Annotated in this window: 15 protein-coding genes; 10 read left to right on the top strand and 5 right to left on the bottom strand. The window is 43.2% G+C overall.

The window, feature by feature from the left end:
* Positions 1 to 194: 194 nt before the first annotated feature.
* The 4 genes from ACE1CD_RS14325 to ACE1CD_RS14340 all read left to right on the top strand — a co-directional run bounded on the left by ACE1CD_RS14325 (position 195) and on the right by ACE1CD_RS14340 (position 4869).
* Entirely contained in the window at positions 195 to 2657 is a 2463-nt protein-coding gene (locus ACE1CD_RS14325) for a beta strand repeat-containing protein (RefSeq protein ID WP_374824944.1), read from the top strand.
* Positions 2642 to 2956 carry a hypothetical protein gene (locus ACE1CD_RS14330; protein ID WP_374824947.1) on the top strand — a complete coding sequence of 105 codons (315 nt, stop codon included), beginning with the start codon at positions 2642 to 2644 and terminating at the stop codon, positions 2954 to 2956. The genes ACE1CD_RS14325 and ACE1CD_RS14330 overlap by 16 nt, the downstream gene beginning before the upstream one ends.
* 223 nt (positions 2957 to 3179) lie before the next feature.
* The gene (larB, locus tag ACE1CD_RS14335) at positions 3180 to 3965 is read left to right on the top strand and encodes a nickel pincer cofactor biosynthesis protein LarB (protein ID WP_374795421.1); all 786 of its coding nucleotides are present in this window, start codon (positions 3180 to 3182) and stop codon (positions 3963 to 3965) included.
* 232 nt (positions 3966 to 4197) lie between these two features.
* Positions 4198 to 4869: a hypothetical protein gene (locus ACE1CD_RS14340; protein ID WP_374824950.1), complete on the top strand. Its 672-nt coding sequence runs from the start codon at positions 4198 to 4200 to the stop codon at positions 4867 to 4869.
* Between the two features lie 273 nt (positions 4870 to 5142).
* Here the strand turns inward: ACE1CD_RS14340 and ACE1CD_RS14345 are convergent, their stop codons facing one another.
* Entirely contained in the window at positions 5143 to 6318 is a 1176-nt protein-coding gene (locus ACE1CD_RS14345; protein WP_374824953.1) for a hypothetical protein, read from the bottom strand.
* Between the two features lie 14 nt (positions 6319 to 6332).
* Positions 6333 to 6980: a hypothetical protein gene (locus ACE1CD_RS14350; RefSeq protein ID WP_374824955.1), complete on the bottom strand. Its 648-nt coding sequence runs from the start codon at positions 6978 to 6980 to the stop codon at positions 6333 to 6335.
* Positions 6981 to 7146: 166 nt separating this feature from the next.
* Here ACE1CD_RS14350 and psbP point away from each other — a divergent pair, with 166 nt between their 5' ends.
* The 3 genes from psbP to ACE1CD_RS14365 all read left to right on the top strand — a co-directional run bounded on the left by psbP (position 7147) and on the right by ACE1CD_RS14365 (position 9497).
* Positions 7147 to 7686 (top strand): photosystem II reaction center PsbP, encoded by a 540-nt coding sequence (psbP, locus tag ACE1CD_RS14355; RefSeq protein WP_374795425.1) that lies wholly within the window; start codon positions 7147 to 7149, stop codon positions 7684 to 7686.
* Positions 7687 to 7797: 111 nt separating this feature from the next.
* Complete coding sequence (locus tag ACE1CD_RS14360) at positions 7798 to 8406, top strand: Maf family protein (RefSeq protein WP_374795588.1); 609 nt, start codon at positions 7798 to 7800, stop codon at positions 8404 to 8406.
* 278 nt (positions 8407 to 8684) lie between these two features.
* Entirely contained in the window at positions 8685 to 9497 is an 813-nt protein-coding gene (locus ACE1CD_RS14365) for a cobyrinic acid a,c-diamide synthase (protein ID WP_374795426.1), read from the top strand.
* A gap of 50 nt (positions 9498 to 9547) precedes the next feature.
* On the opposite strand, the gene ACE1CD_RS14370 is transcribed toward ACE1CD_RS14365, so the two are convergent.
* From ACE1CD_RS14370 to ACE1CD_RS14380, 3 genes are all read right to left on the bottom strand, one after another.
* Positions 9548 to 10009 (bottom strand): MAPEG family protein, encoded by a 462-nt coding sequence (locus ACE1CD_RS14370; RefSeq protein WP_374795427.1) that lies wholly within the window; start codon positions 10007 to 10009, stop codon positions 9548 to 9550.
* A gap of 92 nt (positions 10010 to 10101) precedes the next feature.
* Positions 10102 to 10308, bottom strand: coding sequence for a helix-turn-helix transcriptional regulator (locus ACE1CD_RS14375; RefSeq protein WP_374795428.1), 207 nt, complete (start codon positions 10306 to 10308; stop codon positions 10102 to 10104).
* 84 nt (positions 10309 to 10392) lie between these two features.
* On the bottom strand, positions 10393 to 14079 hold the full coding sequence (locus tag ACE1CD_RS14380; RefSeq protein ID WP_374824958.1) for an NB-ARC domain-containing protein: 3687 nt from the start codon (positions 14077 to 14079) through the stop codon (positions 10393 to 10395).
* Positions 14080 to 14661: 582 nt separating this feature from the next.
* On the opposite strand from ACE1CD_RS14380, the gene ACE1CD_RS14385 reads away from it, so the two are divergent.
* Genes ACE1CD_RS14385 through ACE1CD_RS14395 form a run of 3 tightly spaced genes read left to right on the top strand, consistent with a single transcriptional unit; the run spans position 14662 to position 16192 of the window.
* Entirely contained in the window at positions 14662 to 15264 is a 603-nt protein-coding gene (locus ACE1CD_RS14385; RefSeq protein ID WP_374824961.1) for an RICIN domain-containing protein, read from the top strand.
* A 35-nt stretch (positions 15265 to 15299) separates the two neighbouring features.
* Positions 15300 to 15764, top strand: a complete 465-nt coding sequence (locus tag ACE1CD_RS14390; protein WP_374824964.1) for a hypothetical protein — start codon at positions 15300 to 15302, stop codon at positions 15762 to 15764.
* Positions 15761 to 16192 (top strand): hypothetical protein, encoded by a 432-nt coding sequence (locus ACE1CD_RS14395; protein ID WP_374795435.1) that lies wholly within the window; start codon positions 15761 to 15763, stop codon positions 16190 to 16192. The genes ACE1CD_RS14390 and ACE1CD_RS14395 overlap by 4 nt, the downstream gene beginning before the upstream one ends.
* Positions 16193 to 16298: the final 106 nt, after the last annotated feature.

The following is a 16298-nucleotide window of genomic DNA, read 5'->3' on the forward strand; positions in this document are numbered from 1 at the left end:
GAAACAGCAGCTTGTTGAGGAAGCTGCAAGACGTGGCATGACCCAATCAGAGTTGATTAGGAGTATGATTGCTAGACTACCAGAACCAAATAAAAAGCCGTCCTAGAAGGACGGGGCTTGTATCCCATTATTTTCGGTCAATTATTAATAAAGCAGGAATTAACGTACTTGCTGCTGGTGGCGGGAGGATTGGTGTGACCGGCAGGAATATTGATATTTCGGGAGAGAGTCTGCTGAGTGCTGGGATAGCAAGTGATTTGGGGTCGCCTGAAAGTAGAGCAGGGGACATCTCTCTAAGTGCTACTGAAAGTATCGCAATTGATTCGAGCTTCATTCAAAACAACGTCAATCCTGATGCAGTAGGAAATAGCGGCAATATCAGGATTAACGCTAAATCAGTGAGTCTTACCAATGGTACAGATATCGATACGAGTACCTTTGGGCAAGGAAACGCCGGTAGCATCACGATTATTGCTAGTGATACTGTCTCCATTGACGGTGAGGGGAAGGATGGAAGCCCCAGTGGAATCGGAAGCACAGTGCAAGCAGATGCCGTGGGCGATGCAGGGGAAATCAGCATCACCGCTCAATCTGTGAGCCTTACCAACGGTGTCGATATCGATACCAGCACTTTTGGACAAGGGAATGCGGGTATCGTCAACATTATGGCCAGCGATACGGTTATCTTTGATGGTGAGCGCCAGGATGGAAGCCCCAGTATAGCCTTCAGCCGTGTGGAACCTGGTGCAGTGGGGGATGCGGGGGGGGTCAGCATCAGTGCCAAGTCCCTTTTCGTTACGAATGGCGCTCAACTGGATACCAGCACTCTTGGGCGAGGGAATGCGGGTATCGTCAACATTATGGCCAGCGATACAGTTACCTTTGATGGTGAGCGCAAGGATGGAAAATCCAGTAGTGGAGCTTTCAGCCAGGTAAACTCGAATGCAGTCGGGAATGCGGGAGACATCAGCATTACTGCCAAATCGGTGAACGTTACCAATGGCGCTCAACTGAGTTCCAGCACGAATGGGCAAGGCAATGCAGGTAGCGTCAGGATTATGGCCAGCGATACGGTTACCTTTGATGGTGAGCGCAAGGATGGAAACAACAGTGGAGCTTTCAGTCAGGTAAACTCGAATGCAGTCGGAGATGCGGGAGACGTCAGCATTACTGCCAAATCTGTGAACGTTACGAATGGCGCTCAACTGAGTTCCAGCACGGATGGGCAAGGAAAAGCGGGTAGCATCAACATTATGGCCGGCGATACGCTTACCTTTGATGGCGAGGGGAAAGATGGAATCTCCAGTGGAGCTTTCAGTCAGGTAAACTCGAATGCAGTCGGGGATGCAGGAGGCGTCAGCATTACTGCCAAATCTGTGAACGTTACCAATGGCGCTCAACTGAGTTCCAGCACGAATGGGCAAGGCAATGCGGGTCGCATCACGATTACGGCCAGCGATACGGTGACCTTTGATGGTGAGCGCCAGAATGGAAGCGACAGTGGAGCTTTCAGCCGGGTGAACTCAAATGGAGTCGGGGATGCGGGAGGCGTCAGCATTACTGCCAAATCTGTGAACGTTACCAATGGCGCTCAACTGAGTTCCAGCACGTTTGGGAAAGGGAATGCAGGTAGCGTTACGATTGCGGCCAGCGATACGGTGACTTTTGATGGTAGCGGGAAGGATGGAATCTCCAGTGGAGCCTTCAGCCAGGTGAACTCGAATGGAGTCGGAGATGCGGGAGGCGTCAGCATTACTGCCAAGTCGGTGAACGTTACCAATGGCACGCGATTGAGTAGCGCCAGTAGAGGTCAAGGTGCAGCAGGTAATATACTGGTTGAGGCTGATGCCATCAATCTGAACAACAAGGCAGTAATCAGCACAGAAACCATCCAAGGTTTTAACTCCACACGAGAAGACCAAGCAAGTATTAGGCTGGGTGCATCCTCTCTCATCTTGCATCAAAACAGCAGAATTACCACTAACGCACAGGGAGAAAATATTCTTGGTGGCAATATTACCATTAATGCTGATGTAATTGCCGCTTTGGATAATAGCGATATCAGCGCCAATTCCCTCAATGCTAGAGGCGGTAATATCACCATCAACGCACAAGCTATCTTTGGCGCACAGTCGCGCACCAGAGAAGAACTACAAACTCTACTCAATACCGACGATCCTACCCTTTTAGATCCCAGAAACTTGCTCAGTAGCGACATCACCGCCACTGGTGCAGATTCTTCTTTAAGTGGCACTGTCGCAGTCAACACTCCCGATGTCGATCCAAGTTCTGGGTTACTCACTTTGCCAGATAATTTGGTTGATGCTACTAGCTTAGTTGCTTCCAGCTGTCGAGAACGAGGAACACAGCAAAACCAATTTGTCGTTACTGGTAAAGGTGGTTTACCGCCCAGTCCTCTACATCCCCTTGATAGTAATGCTACTTGGGTAGATTTAGGATCGATCGATTCTTCCCAAAGTGGCAGAGTGGGAAAATTACCAAATTTCCATTCCCCATCACCAATCGCCAATACTCAAATTGTGGAGGCGCAAGGATGGGTTGTTAATTCTAAAGGAGAAGTGGAATTGGTAACGCAAACGCCAAGACCGACTCCTCACAGTTCTCGACTTGCACAACAACAATGTTATGCGCGTTGAATGGCTACCAGGTATCGCGGGGACGGTGGAACCCCACCCCCAACCCCTCCCCGTGGACGGGAGAAGATTTCTCCCCTTCTCCGTTGCGGAGAGGCAGGGTGGTTTCATACAAACAGAGAAAAAGGAAAATGCTCAATAGCGATCGAATCTCTACCACCAAAAAAGATGAATCCGATCGAGCAGTTGCAGCTATGACTGGGTATTGGGGCTACCGACCACTGGAAGACTTTACAAAAGTACATAGAGAAAGTCTGATTGAACTCAGGACTTACGCAACTGTCATATGCGATCGTATGTGACAGTTGCGTAAGTCCTGCCGGTAATGGTGGGAGGGGGGTGAGATTTCTCCGCCTCTGTGTTGCAAAAGGGGGGTTGGGGGGAAGATTTTTCCCCCTCTCCGTTGCGGAAAGGGGGTTGGGGGGGAAGATTTCTCCCCCTCTCCGTTGCGGAGAGGGGGTTGGGGGGTGAGGTTTCTCCCGGTAATGCTTGGTAGCCTAGATAAGAAAGCCTGAAATATATCCTGTGACTCAACCTGAAATTTTACGCCATCTGCTACAAGCGGTCGCTGCTGGTGAAGTGACGCCAGATGTAGCTCTCGACAAACTAAAGCATTTTGATTTTGAGCCTGTTGGAGATTTTGCCCGCATCGACCATCACCGTCGTCTGCGAACTGGTTTCCCGGAGGTGATTTGGGGGCCTGGTAAAACGCCGGAGCAGATTGCTCAGATTATAGCGGTAATGCGCGATCGCAATCCAGTCGTGATGGCAACGCGCATCGAATCGGCTGTTTATGCCCAATTGCAAGAAAAGATTCCCGATTTACAATATTTTGCAATGGCGCGGATTTGTGCGATCGCTCCTCCTACTATAGAACCTCAGTACGCTGGTGCGATCGGCATTATCTCTGCGGGAACAGCCGATTTACCCGTCGCCGAAGAAGCCGCCATCACCGCAGAATTATCCGGCTTCCGGGTGCAACGTCTCTGGGATGTCGGCGTTTCCGGTATCCACCGCTTGCTGAGTAATCGCCAAGTTATTGCACAATGCGATGTGCTGATTGTCGTTGCGGGGATGGAGGGTGCTTTACCCAGTGTAGTTGCTGGTTTGGCCGATTCTCCGACGATCGCAGTTCCCACCAGTGTAGGCTATGGTGCGAGTTTTGGTGGTCTCGCTCCGCTGTTGACAATGCTCAATTCTTGTGCTGCGGGAGTAGCTGTTGTTAATATTGACAATGGTTTTGGTGCGGCGATTTTAGCTGGACAAGTTCTTCGCACTGCACATAAGCTGAATGTTGGCAACAAACAATAGGTACGTAGTTGAGCTTTAGCCCTCTTAGTACGTAGTTGGGCTTTAGCCCTCTTAGTACAACATACTAATTTGTGCGATCGTTATGCAGAATATCAGAAATTTGCCTCAGCGATCGAAAGTTTCGATCATCTCGTTAATTTTAGTTATTTTTTGCTGTTTAGAACTGATATTTAGGATATACAAATGTTACTTGGGCGAGTTTGTCTCCTTGTTCTGGATCAACTTTGCCCTGTTGACATTCTTATTTTATTGGCCTACTTACTTTTCGGCTAACCAGGCAATCAGTCAAACTGTATCTGTTCAAGAAGAGTATCGCATATTTTTGACCGCGCTGCTGCGAGCGATCTTCTTTTTAATTATATATGCGATCGGATTAGTTCTTATGTTGGCAGTATGGAAAATCGGCATTAGTGACACGCTGTTATTTTGGCCTTTATTATTTTTTTGGGTGATTTACACGGTTATCCAGGTCAAGCAAAACTTTCCCAAAATAATCATACCATTTTCCCTAACTATAATAACTACGATTTTAGTTTTGCTTACCGTTCCCGCTAATCCCACCTTGGCAACATTCGATCGTCATTTGCAATCCTTTGAAGAAGTGGTGGCAATGGTTAAATCAGGAGAAATAAAAACTCCTCCCGGTCAGGCTGTTTCGGAAGTTCTACTTCCTTGCGATTATCGTCATTTGGTTGGTTGTCCTAATAGGAAGATTAGCATTACCAAAGAGGGATATATAAATACGATTTTCTTTTGTAGCGATTTGGGTGTTTGGGGAAATCGGAAGACGGGTTTTATTTATCGGTCGGATCGTAAAGATATTTCTGTTAAGCCTTCTGGTAATTATCCATATCTCGAAGTTAGGAAACTCAAAAACCATTGGTTTTGGAAAGTGGAAGATTAAACCTTAGCTTTTGTGGTAATTCAATTATATTGTGTTTGGTTGCATCGCTAATACATGAGCGTCGGAAAGATTATCTGTGAAGTCATGGGTTAAATTTTTACCGCAGATATAGGCAGATAAACGCAGATAAACGCAGATAAGAAAGAGATTTTTTGTGCAATCCATGCTCCAGGACATAATATTACCCAAAAGTTCTTGAAATCAGATAGTAGGTACTTTTTGATTGAGTAAGGTGCGTTACGCTGAAGGCTAACGCACCTTACAAACTACAAGCTAGTACCAAGGAACTTTTGTTTCTGCGTTAAACTGTATCGATATTGCTAAGATATCCTGTGTAAGGGTTTGCCACTTTTTGTTGCCGAAAGATGCTAAAATGTTGCCTACAAAATCTGTCAATCTGAATAAGTTATTAATCTGATAATAGGTCAGGTAATCTGCCACATATTTGGAACTGTTGAGTGCGAGTCCGGTAGCGCCTGCACCCATACCAAAAACGATCGGCCCGGAATCCGCATCTGGGTTAATATTAGCGTTGGGAGGATATTCCCTAAAAGCAGAGATAATTAGAAAATTTTTCTGGTAATGTTTTTTATAATTACTCCACAGTTCTTTGGCTTGTTTGGGTGCGAAATCGCTCATATATTTGACTGTCCAAGATAATGCACAACCGCGAGGATATGGGGAATATTTTTCAACTCCAGTAAGTTCGGAGTAATGCAGTTTTGTTTTCGGTTCGCTTCCTTTTGTTTCCATGTATTCTAACCATTTCTGGGTTGGCGATAAGCCGATTTGGGTGTTATTGTTTCGATCGAATATGTATAATGAATATATGGTGACGGCATTGTCGGCTGGCCATCTATCTTGAGCTTTATTGTAGGATCTGATATTATTATGTGGTGCGGAGATAATTTTTTGGGCGAGGTGTTCGGAGATGGTGCGGTTGAGTTGGAGATAGGTGCGATCGCCCGATAATCTCTGATAACTTCCTAGCATAACATTAAAGTGGCTTAAGTACAATCCTTCTTCACCCCAACTGGCAACGTTGTTAATATTTTGGTAAGGTGAAATATCGGGGTGAAGGGCAATTGCGATCGCTTTTTTCAATAAAGCAATTATTTCTGGTTTCCGCACTGGGTTTTCAATAGCATAACTTACCAATCCCTCACTCATATACGAAAGAGCAATAATCCCTTTACTCGGCGTCAAACCAAGTTGACGTAACCCTGTGAAAGGTTGGTTTAAAAAAGTTTGAATTTGAAGATAATGGTTATATGCCTGCATTCCGCTAACATCATACAACCAAACGCTGGTTTGCGTGAGTACAAGCAATCCGGTGAGGGCAAACAAGACAAACTTCGTTTTTTTATAGCCTTTTTTCAGCCACAAGGCTAAGCCAAGGGGAATGGCAGAAACAAACGTCAATAAAATCAGCAATGCAACAAAACTCATAGTAAAGTCAAAAGTCAAAAGTCAAAAAAAGAAGCTATATTCAAGGGTTGAAAAGCAAGCCATTTGGGATAGGCATAGGAATTTTGAAGTTGCAATTTGAAGTTGGGATAAGTTTGGAATAGCCAAACAGCTACAGTTTTAAGATTATACATTAAGTTCGCATCTTCGCCAAATGCTTCCAAGGCAAGACTCCACCAAAGATTGTCTTTGATATCGAGTTGGGTGATTTCTACATTACAGCCTTCGTTAATGGCTTTATCGACAGGTACTGATGTTACCGAAGCTTCGGCAGAAACTTGGTATTTGCGTTGCGATCGCACTTTTTTTACACTCACCCACGGACTTGCTTTGAGCGCATCTGCGGGAATCAAACTTTCTGCTGTCGCATCTTCACAACTCCACTTTACCCATTTCTCCACCTTACCTTCTATATGATCTCCCAAACTCAAAGTATCCAATTCTGCTTTTCGCAATTTGATTTCCAAACGCTGCTGTCGAAGTTTGATTCCCAGATATTCGCATTCGGGAATATATAAATAGATATCTTCGCGTTCTTCTGGTAATTGGTAATGTTCGCCGAAAACATCTGCATTAAACCAATCATTAATTTCTGGTGGTATTTTGCCGCGATTAAACCATCGCAATTCGCTAGTTATCAACATCGCTTTTCCCTCTTTGATAATTTCTGATTTCCCCTGTGCGACTGGGGGACTGGGGGACTGGGGGACTGGGGGACTAAAGTCCCCTCTTCTATAGTGATGTAGGTCAACTGCGATCGCGTCAGATTAATGAGAAAATATAACCACTGCCCAAAAGGAATATCTAGAGATGCTCAAACGAATCGCAGCGGTACTTTTAGTCGTGCTAAGCTTGACTCTGACAGGTTGCGTTGGTGGCACTATCGGTTTGAAAAGCTATATCGATAGCATGGACGGCTACCAGTTCCTTTATCCTAATGGTTGGATTCCAGTCAAAGTGTCGAATGGCCCGGATGTGGTGTTTCACGATTTGATCGAGCAAAGCGAGAACGTCAGCGTGGTCATCAGTCCAGTTGAATCAGCCAAAACTCTCAGCGATCTGGGCACTGCTAGCGAGGTAGGATATAAACTGTCTAAAGTTGCACTGGCACCTGCGGGATCTGGACGCGAAGCGGAATTGGTGAATGCGGAGGCGAGAGAAGGAAATGGCAAAATGTACTACCTTTTGGAATATTTCATAAAATTACCCAACCAGGAACGCCACAATTTAACCAGTGTTGTCCTGAACAACAACAAACTTTATACTTTTAGCGCATCCACTACAGAAGAGCGCTGGCAAAAAGTGAAAAATCAGTTTCAGCAAATCGTTGATTCTTTCTTTGTCTATTAGTCTCGGTCAGTTGCGATCGGAAACTAACCAAAAACTTATGACTTTTGGCAGATGCAACATCACAATGCACAACTGACAACTGACAAGGGAATGGTAAATCAAAAATCCAAAATCCAAAATCCAAAATTAGTATTAGCTTCTGCCTCACCTGCCCGCCGTCGTCTGTTGCAAATTGCTGGGATAGAAGCAGTTGTGTGTGCGAGCGATTTTGATGAGTCACAAGTCAATATCGACGATGCGGCGGAACTGGTGAAAACGCTGGCGCAACGCAAGGCGGAAACTGTGGCATCTCAGTTCGCAGATGCGCTATTGTTGGGTTGTGATTCTGTGTTGGCGATCGCAGGCGAAATTCACGGCAAACCGGCTGATGCAGAAGAAGCGATCGCCCGTTGGCAGATGATGCGCGGTAAAGTTGGTGACCTGTATACCGGTCATGCTTTAATCGACCAACAACAGGGTAAAACCTTGGTGGGATGTCAGGTGACGCGGGTTTACTTTGCCAATCCGAGCGATCGTCAAATCGAAGCATACGTCGCCAGCGGCGAACCTCTCAAATGTGCTGGATGCTTCGCTCTGGAAGGCAAAGGAGGTCTTTTTGTCGAGAAAATCGAAGGCTGTCACTCCAACGTCATCGGTTTGAGTATGCCCCTCCTGCGTCAGATGTTGGGCGAACTGGGATACGATGTTACAGACTTTTGGCAGATGTCTGAGATAAAATAGACTTTTGTTGCAATCCAGAAGGATCTGTTTGGGAATACTAAATAGTAGCTCGATCGCAACAAAACTCAAAAGTAACAGCCCAAAGCTAACAGTTATAGCAAAGGCAGTTAGGACGTTCTTAATTCCACCAAACTCTTAATTCTAAATTCTTCCCCCCCGACGCCCTAACCCCTAACCCCTAATCCCTAGCTATAAAAGCTGAGCCCGCTCCTCAGCAACACTTGTTTCAAGCTAGATGCGGATAACCTTTGTGTATCTACTTATACCTGCTTCAGCTTATGAAACCCAAATTTAGAAACTCGTCCAAACCGCAAAAATTTCAATCGTACAGCATTCTGGAAACACTTCCTCCACTTGCGAAAAAATGGGCGGAAAGTTTGCCTTGGGAAGAACGTCGTTATGTTTTGTCACTTTGTCATCTTCTCTGTGGATCTACCGCAGATTTGCAAGCAGAGTTTTTAGATGAATATACCGCAGATGGCTTAGTGGCGCGAATGCTGGAAGACAGAGACACGCAACACCAAGTTCAAAAGTATCTATTCAGATTTTACCTCAAAACCGAGCTTAATCAAGCTGTCTTAAAAAGCTATGTCAGGCAGTTTTTTATCCATTCATCTCAAGATTTGCGCGAACAGCCTCATGATTATTTAGAATCAGCTTTACGATTGGTGATCAGTACAGAAGAAAAAAATAGCCTTTTCAATTATATTCTAGGCTTTGAGCTTCTGAAAATGATATTTCAGATGAGTTGGGCGCAACAAGAAAGATTATCTATCTTACAAAAATCTCCAACCAGCTTTATCAAAAACTATATTAAGCCGATTCAAAAAGCTCACAAACTTAACGGAATAATTGTGCCAAAATATGAAAGAATTTTCTTTGAAAAACACGATTATTATGTGCAAATACCCGATTTATCAGAAAAGCGCTCGATCGAGCTAGTTATGAATACTTTTACCACAAATACAGTTAGCGATTTTGGATTTTCAATGATTCGCCATCCCCAATCTTTAACATTCGATTACGAATATATTTATCAACCGGAACAAGAGAGTATTTTCACGCAAGATCTTGAAGTGATTAATATTTAATCAAACTCAAAGCGATAGGCACAGTAGCTTTTCCATTGTCAGTACTTCAACTAAAAAATTGCCAAGGTAGTTAAAGTAACTAAGCAAGTTAATTGAATCGCTAAACTTAAAACTCGGAACTTTGGATCGAATCCAGCAATGTGAATTAGTGAGTGTATAATCCGAAATGCGATGTACACCACAATCAGCACATCTACTACTATTCCAGAAACACTCCGAACTGTCAGGAGAAAGACAACTCCCAAATATAAAGGCAAGTTTTCTATTAAGTTGGCGTGAACTCGAAATAGTCGCCAAAGCAAGCTTTCGTCGTTTGGGGTAGCGAAATCTTTGACAGATCCACCCGCAGCTAGATGCCGAATTCTCACCGTGACTAAAAGGATAACGACAACGATCGTCCACAGGATGAAAATGACTAAACCCCAGAGAGGAAAAGTCATTTCACTCACTAAGCTGGTAGGTAATTGTGGGGTAAGTGTAAGCATTATTCCCGCTATCTGTTGAGTTAGCATTGACTTATTGAATGAGTGTTTGATTCCAGTGTGGTGCGATCGCACTCTTATTGCACTAGCCGAAAGGATAGGTCTTAGGAGTCGCAGTTTAACTATAATAAAATTCCTAATTCTCTAGCTCTAGCTACTGCTTGAGTGCGATTTTTTACTTCCAATTTACCATAAATATTTCGAGCGTGCCATTTGACTGCTGCTAAACTGACGAATAGTTGCTTTGCGATCGCCTGATTCGGCAACGGTTTATGTAACTGGACGAACGACTCGCACGCAACAGTCAGACTACAATCGTCTAGAAACAATCGAAGAAACCGCAGAATTAGTGACTAACCTCCTAAACCAAAAATTATCATAGCTAGAATTACTATTGGATATTTCATTTGTTATTACTCCTGAGAATATACAAGATAAGCAAAATCATTTTGTACTTCTAAATCTACTGCTCCCAATGCTTTCAACGTCGCCTTTTGCGCTAAACTTAAACCGATAATGCCTGTAATATTCATACTTTCATAAGGTCTAGCGGGTCGAAAACTTTTGAGACATTCATCGGTTTGCACATCCCAAAGTTTAATTGTTTCATCGTGACTACCAGTTGCTAAAATCGTTCCATCATTATTAAAAGCAACTGACCGCACGCAGTTAGTATGTGCTAAAAGAGTTTTGTACTCACCATCATAAAGATTGTACAGTCGCACTGACGAGTCTTCACTGCCAGTTGCCAGGTACTTGCCAACTGGAGAGAAAGCTACTGACCAAACTCGACTCGCGTGTTCTAAAAGAGTTTGGTAGTTTTTCATTTGCCAGACTGACCGCAACTGCACTGTGCAGTCGCCACCACCAAAAGCGATCGTACCATCATTGGGATGAAAATCCAGCGCCGACACAAAACCAGCAGATTCCTGCCAAGTTTTCAGACATTCTCCCGTTTGCACATCCCATATTTTCAACGCACCATCGCCACTACCACTCGCTACTTGTTGACCGTCTGGACTGAAAGCGACAGACATCACCCAACTTTCATGTCCTGACAAAGTTTTGAGACATTTACCATCTGGCACATTCCACAGTTTAACCGTCCCGTCGCCACCAGCGCTAGCAATAATTCGACCATTGGAACTAAAAGCGACCTCGTTCACCCAATTTTGATGTCCATCGACAGAAAATTGGCAAATACCTGTTTTAATATCCCATAATTTAATTGTGCGATCGCAACTGCTGCTAGCCATCGTTTCACCGTCGGGACTAAACGCCAGCGACCAAACGCGACTGGTATGACCTGACAGAGTTTGATATTTTCCATCCTCAATATTCCAAAGTCGAATCATCCCATCTTCGCTAGCACTTGCTACCATCTTACCTTCAGGGTGGAACGCCACCGACCAAACCAAATTGTTATATCCTTGAAAAGTTTTGCCACACTTCCCATCCCGAATATCCCAGAGTTTCGCAGTTTGGTCTTCGCTACCAGAAGCAAGCATCGTTCCATTTGGACTAAAAACCACTGACCAAACTCGCGCCGCGTGACCGGATAATATTTTTCGACATCTACCTTTAGAAATATCCCATAATCTCACGGTTTGGTCATCGCTACCACTTGCGAGAGTTTCCCCATCACCACTAAACGCCACCGACCAAATCCAACCTTTGTGTCCTTGTAGAGTATTCAGACATTTGCCATCAGTGATATTCCAGAGTTTTACCGTGTTGTCGTGACTGCCACTGGCAAGCAGTTTACCACAAGGACTGATGGCAACCGACCAAATCCAACTGGTGTGTCCTTCTAAAGTGTGCAAACATTCACTTGTAGAGACATCCCAGATTTTTACGGTGTTGTCCTGACTGCCACTGGCGATTAGTTTATCATCAGGGCTGAATGCGATCGCAAATATAATAGAAGTATGCCCACGAATTGTTTGATAACATTCACCTGTGCTAACATCCCATAATTTTATGGAAGTATCCACGCTACCACTAGCTAAAGTTGTTCCTTGATGACTGAAAGCGACTGAATAAATCCAATCTGTATGTCCGGTAAATACTTTAATACATTCACCTGTTTCTACATCCCAAATTCTCACAACTTTGTCATCGCAGCTAGCCAAAGTTTGAGCATTGGGACTAAAGGAAAGCGACCACACCATAGTAGCATCTTGTTTGCAAACCAGAAGCTGCTTCCCATCTGTGATTTGCCAAATCCGAATCTCACCTTTAGTATCGCTTGCTGCTAACAGTTTTCCGTCAGGACTGATAGCAACTGACAAAACAGCAGCTAAAGTTTCTGCAAATACAGAATTAGTTAACTCGCTGCCAGTAAAATTGCTATTATGTAAATTTATATTTCTTAAATATGCTTGCCAAATTGTCAGATTAGAAAAATCCCAACCGTTTAAATCTGTTTGTAACTCTCGGAGGATATTGATAATATTACCCGCTGCGTATCCACTTAATAGAGGTGGTTTACCTCGCAATTCTTCCAGAATCTTCAGCAGGTGCGTTGCTAACTGACTGGGGCTTTTAAAAATCAAGAGTAGGGAATCTATAACTGGCTTGAGGATGAGGTTTTTTTGTGTTTCTCTGATATAATCTTTGGCAGTAGCTTGAAGCAATGGCAATGTACACATTAGTTTCAAATTACCAGTATTAATTTCTTCAGTAAAAAGCTCAACCAATTCATTTGTAATATATTCCATAACTACAGGTTGTTGGGTGTAGCCATTGGAGGTTTTTTCGCTCAGGCTTCGCCTTTGTAGAGAAGCGATTCCTTCTAGTAAGCTACTTGATAAAGATTTCAGAAATAAATCTGACTGTAATTCTTCTATAGTAACTGGCTCTCGATTAATTGAGAGCCAGTGCATTATCGTTTTTTCTATATCCGATAATTGATGAAATTGGCTGAATAATAAATCGCGAATATCATCAAATATTAGGTTATTTTGGTTTAATACTTCTAGAAATTTAGTAATACTGCGATCGAACAAGTCTCTGACAGCCGCCGCTACCATTTTCAGGGCAAGGGGATTGCCTGCATAGTGTGATTTAACTGCTTTCCAATCAGATTCTGAGCCAGAAAATTTCCCTTTTTCTTGAAAAATTTCTTGTGTTTCAAGGACTTCTAAACCGCTAAGTTTAAAGGAACGTATGGGTAATGTGTCACCTTCCAAAGCCGCTAATTCTCTGGGTTTTTCTCGGCTTGTAACTAGCAGACAACTTTGATGCCGTGTTTCGCCAATAGTTCTATATAATTGACTGTAACTTTCGTATGCTTCGCGAAAATGTCCAGTGCGGGAGTTTTCACTAAATAACTGGGAATTGCTACTTCCTAGAATTGTTTCTGCGTTATCTAGGATTAATAAACAACGATGCTGACGTAAATACTTTAGTAACAGGGAGATTTTGCTAGAGAAATCATTCGGTAGTTCAATCTCTTGTTGTTGAGAGAGGAATTGGATAATGTCTGCTAGCAGTGAGTCAATAGGTGGGGCGTTGCGAAGACTTCGCCAAATCACAAAGTCGAAATGTTCTTGAATTTGTTCTGCCAATTTAATCGCGAGGGCAGTTTTACCCATTCCTCCCATACCTAGTAAATAAACCAGGCGACAGCGTTCTTCTACTATCCAATGTTTTAATTGAGTTAGTTCGTTATTGCGTCCGTAAAATATAGAAACATCAATTGCTTCTCCCCAATCTTGATGGGGTAAATTTGTTTCTAGTATATGAGGGGTATTTGGCTTTTTATTGAATTGGGTGATATTTTCGTCAGTAGTCAACTCCCGATTGGATGGGGAAGAAATTACGGGCTCGTCGGTTAGTGCTTGCGTTTGTTGCGAATACCGCTGCAACACCGTATGGAGATTAATTTTTGTGACTTTCTCCCCAAGCGCTAAAGATAGCAACTGCCAAAGTTGAGAACCTGTATCTTTGATGTAACCTAGTTCATATCCAGTGGTTTTGGCAATCTCTGTATAAGAGTGTCCTGACCAAGATTGCCGAAATACTATTTCTTGAACTTTGTTTAAGCGTCGGTAGTCTAAAACTTTGTCTACAATCTCTAGCGCTTCTTCAGTAGTCATTGGTAAAAGAGTCTCAAAAGTAGTTTTTTATCAAGGTTTGGCAGGTACTACAGCACTTATAGCTTCGACACCCGTACTCGCATAGTTTGTCCTACGCTTACAGGCAGCCTCTTTTATGTGTACTTAACAGATGCAAAATAAAACAATAACAGGTTAGCCAAATTTTTTACAGGAGGGTGTCACCCTTTTTAAGTATTTTTGCGGTGGGCTAGTGGTATCGGCTCGAAAAACCCCCTGATTCTAGCGTAGAGTTTGCTTGCACCATGTTTGGCAAGCTGAGTTTTTATACTTACGACTTTATTCTGACCTTTTTCAGACCTTTTTCCGACCGACAAAGCGAATACCGCTTGGTTATGCTTTAACAAGAGCAAGCTTAGAGCCTACGAATAAATACTTATAGCGTAGGAAAAAATTAAACGCATCTCCAAGCAAGGTGCGATCGCACAGAGAACGGCAAATAACCAGCCTGGACAAACAAGCAGGATTGATAACAGAAGGCTGAAGTAAATAGTTTCACTGTGATTGGATTGTCGGAAAAGTACAAACTATAACTCTTAAGTAAATTAGATAGGAGTGATAAAAATGCAGGCGAAAAAAGTTTCAGGTTGGCTAGCTATATTAGCGATCGTATCGGGTGGGTTTTTCTTCAAGCTAAAACCAGCATTTGGCTGCTTAACAGATCCATGTCCAGCCGAATGGGATGGCAACTTCATTAGTAACTTACAGTCGAGGAAATGTATTGATGTAGCTGGGGCCCCTGGTTCTGCCAATGGCGCTAAATTGATACTTTGGGATTGCGAAAGGTCTGGACGTAACAGAGACAACGGTTCGCCTACAGACCATATATGGGCAATAGAGGGTGATGGATTTATCGTAAATAAATTATCAGGAAAGTGCATTGATGTGGCTGGTGCCCCTGGTTCTGCCAAAGGCGCACCATTACAACTTTGGGATTGCGAAAGATCTGGACGTAATAGAGACAACGGTTCGCCTACAGACCAAAAATGGGTAGTAACAAATCAGGGATTTATCAGAAATAAATTATCAGGAAAGTGCATTGATGTATCTGGTGCGCCTGGTTCTGCTAATGGCGCACAATTACAACTTTGGGATTGCGAATTGTCTGGACGTAACAGAGACAACGGTTCGATCACAGACCAGAGATGGAGATTAGATAGAGTTTGAATTAGATTGAGATGGAAAATGGGAGCGATCGCACTATGAATATCAACAACTTTCCCATCAAAAATTTGCGAAAATTTTGTGCAACATCCATAGCTATTGCTTCCGTCAGTAGTTTTTGGATTCAGACGCCAGCTAAAGCAAACTTAAGTTTTGATGTCCGTTATATTTGTATCACCCAAAACTATCGAGTAGAAACAGATGGCTCTCAAAGTGGACGACTAAAATACACCGCTTATCAAGGCAACTATAGGAGAGATGAAACACCCAGTCGAGAACCTGATTTAGTTCTGTACAACGGACGCGCTTATCTTCAAACTAGAAATAGATTAGTGATGACTTGGACAAATACTGGAAATTATACCTATCAACTAATCGTTTCTAGTCCACAAGGTAGAAATATAAATTATCCACAATCGGGGACTTTGATTGTCAAACGTGGTGGTAGGGTGACTTTACAACAAAATTGTCGCGACATTAGTACGGCAGAGGTGACAGAATGATTTCCCTAAAAAAGGTTAATCTTATAGTAGCAATAGTTGCTTCGATAAATACTTTAACTGTTGCGTCATTCCCGGTTAACTCTCAATCAAGTAGGCGAACACTTCAAGCATTACCTGACGGCATCTATTTTTACAGTAATGCACGGTTGCCAAAACAACCAGGATCGGAGTACATTATTTTAAGAAAAAGAGGTAGGTCTTTTATAGATTACGGCTATGCTTATCAATCGGACAGCGGTTGCGGTGCAGGCACAATTAGAGGAAATACTCTTAACACGACAAGAGAGTATGTTGCGCTTGAATCAGACCAAGTTCGCAATACAAATCGTCCGATAAATTTGAACGAATTCCAACAACTTGCTTCTCGTCATATTTCTGGTGAAGATAGAGAAGGTCTTCGTTTTTGTATTAATATGATGAGTCGTTAATTAGCGATCGCCTTTTTTTGTTAACAACATTAGTCGTTTTTAAATTCGCTATAAATTATGCCAAGACGTTTATCTGTTCTTCTACCAACAATCTTAATATGCTGCG

This window comes from Aerosakkonema sp. BLCC-F183, from assembly GCF_041929145.1.
In the GTDB taxonomy this organism is placed as follows: Bacteria; Cyanobacteriota; Cyanobacteriia; order Cyanobacteriales; family Aerosakkonemataceae; genus Aerosakkonema.

Coding starts and splice junctions, on each gene's coding strand:
- ACE1CD_RS14330 (WP_374824947.1), top strand. CDS start 2,642: ATGTTATGCGCGTTGAATGGCTACCAGGTATCGCGGGGACGGTGGAAC.
- ACE1CD_RS14345 (WP_374824953.1), bottom strand. CDS start 6,318: ATGAGTTTTGTTGCATTGCTGATTTTATTGACGTTTGTTTCTGCCATT.
- ACE1CD_RS14350 (WP_374824955.1), bottom strand. CDS start 6,980: ATGTTGATAACTAGCGAATTGCGATGGTTTAATCGCGGCAAAATACCA.
- psbP (WP_374795425.1), top strand. CDS start 7,147: ATGCTCAAACGAATCGCAGCGGTACTTTTAGTCGTGCTAAGCTTGACT.
- ACE1CD_RS14365 (WP_374795426.1), top strand. CDS start 8,685: ATGAAACCCAAATTTAGAAACTCGTCCAAACCGCAAAAATTTCAATCG.
- ACE1CD_RS14370 (WP_374795427.1), bottom strand. CDS start 10,009: ATGCTAACTCAACAGATAGCGGGAATAATGCTTACACTTACCCCACAA.
- ACE1CD_RS14380 (WP_374824958.1), bottom strand. CDS start 14,079: ATGACTACTGAAGAAGCGCTAGAGATTGTAGACAAAGTTTTAGACTAC.
- ACE1CD_RS14385 (WP_374824961.1), top strand. CDS start 14,662: ATGCAGGCGAAAAAAGTTTCAGGTTGGCTAGCTATATTAGCGATCGTA.
- ACE1CD_RS14390 (WP_374824964.1), top strand. CDS start 15,300: ATGAATATCAACAACTTTCCCATCAAAAATTTGCGAAAATTTTGTGCA.
- ACE1CD_RS14395 (WP_374795435.1), top strand. CDS start 15,761: ATGATTTCCCTAAAAAAGGTTAATCTTATAGTAGCAATAGTTGCTTCG.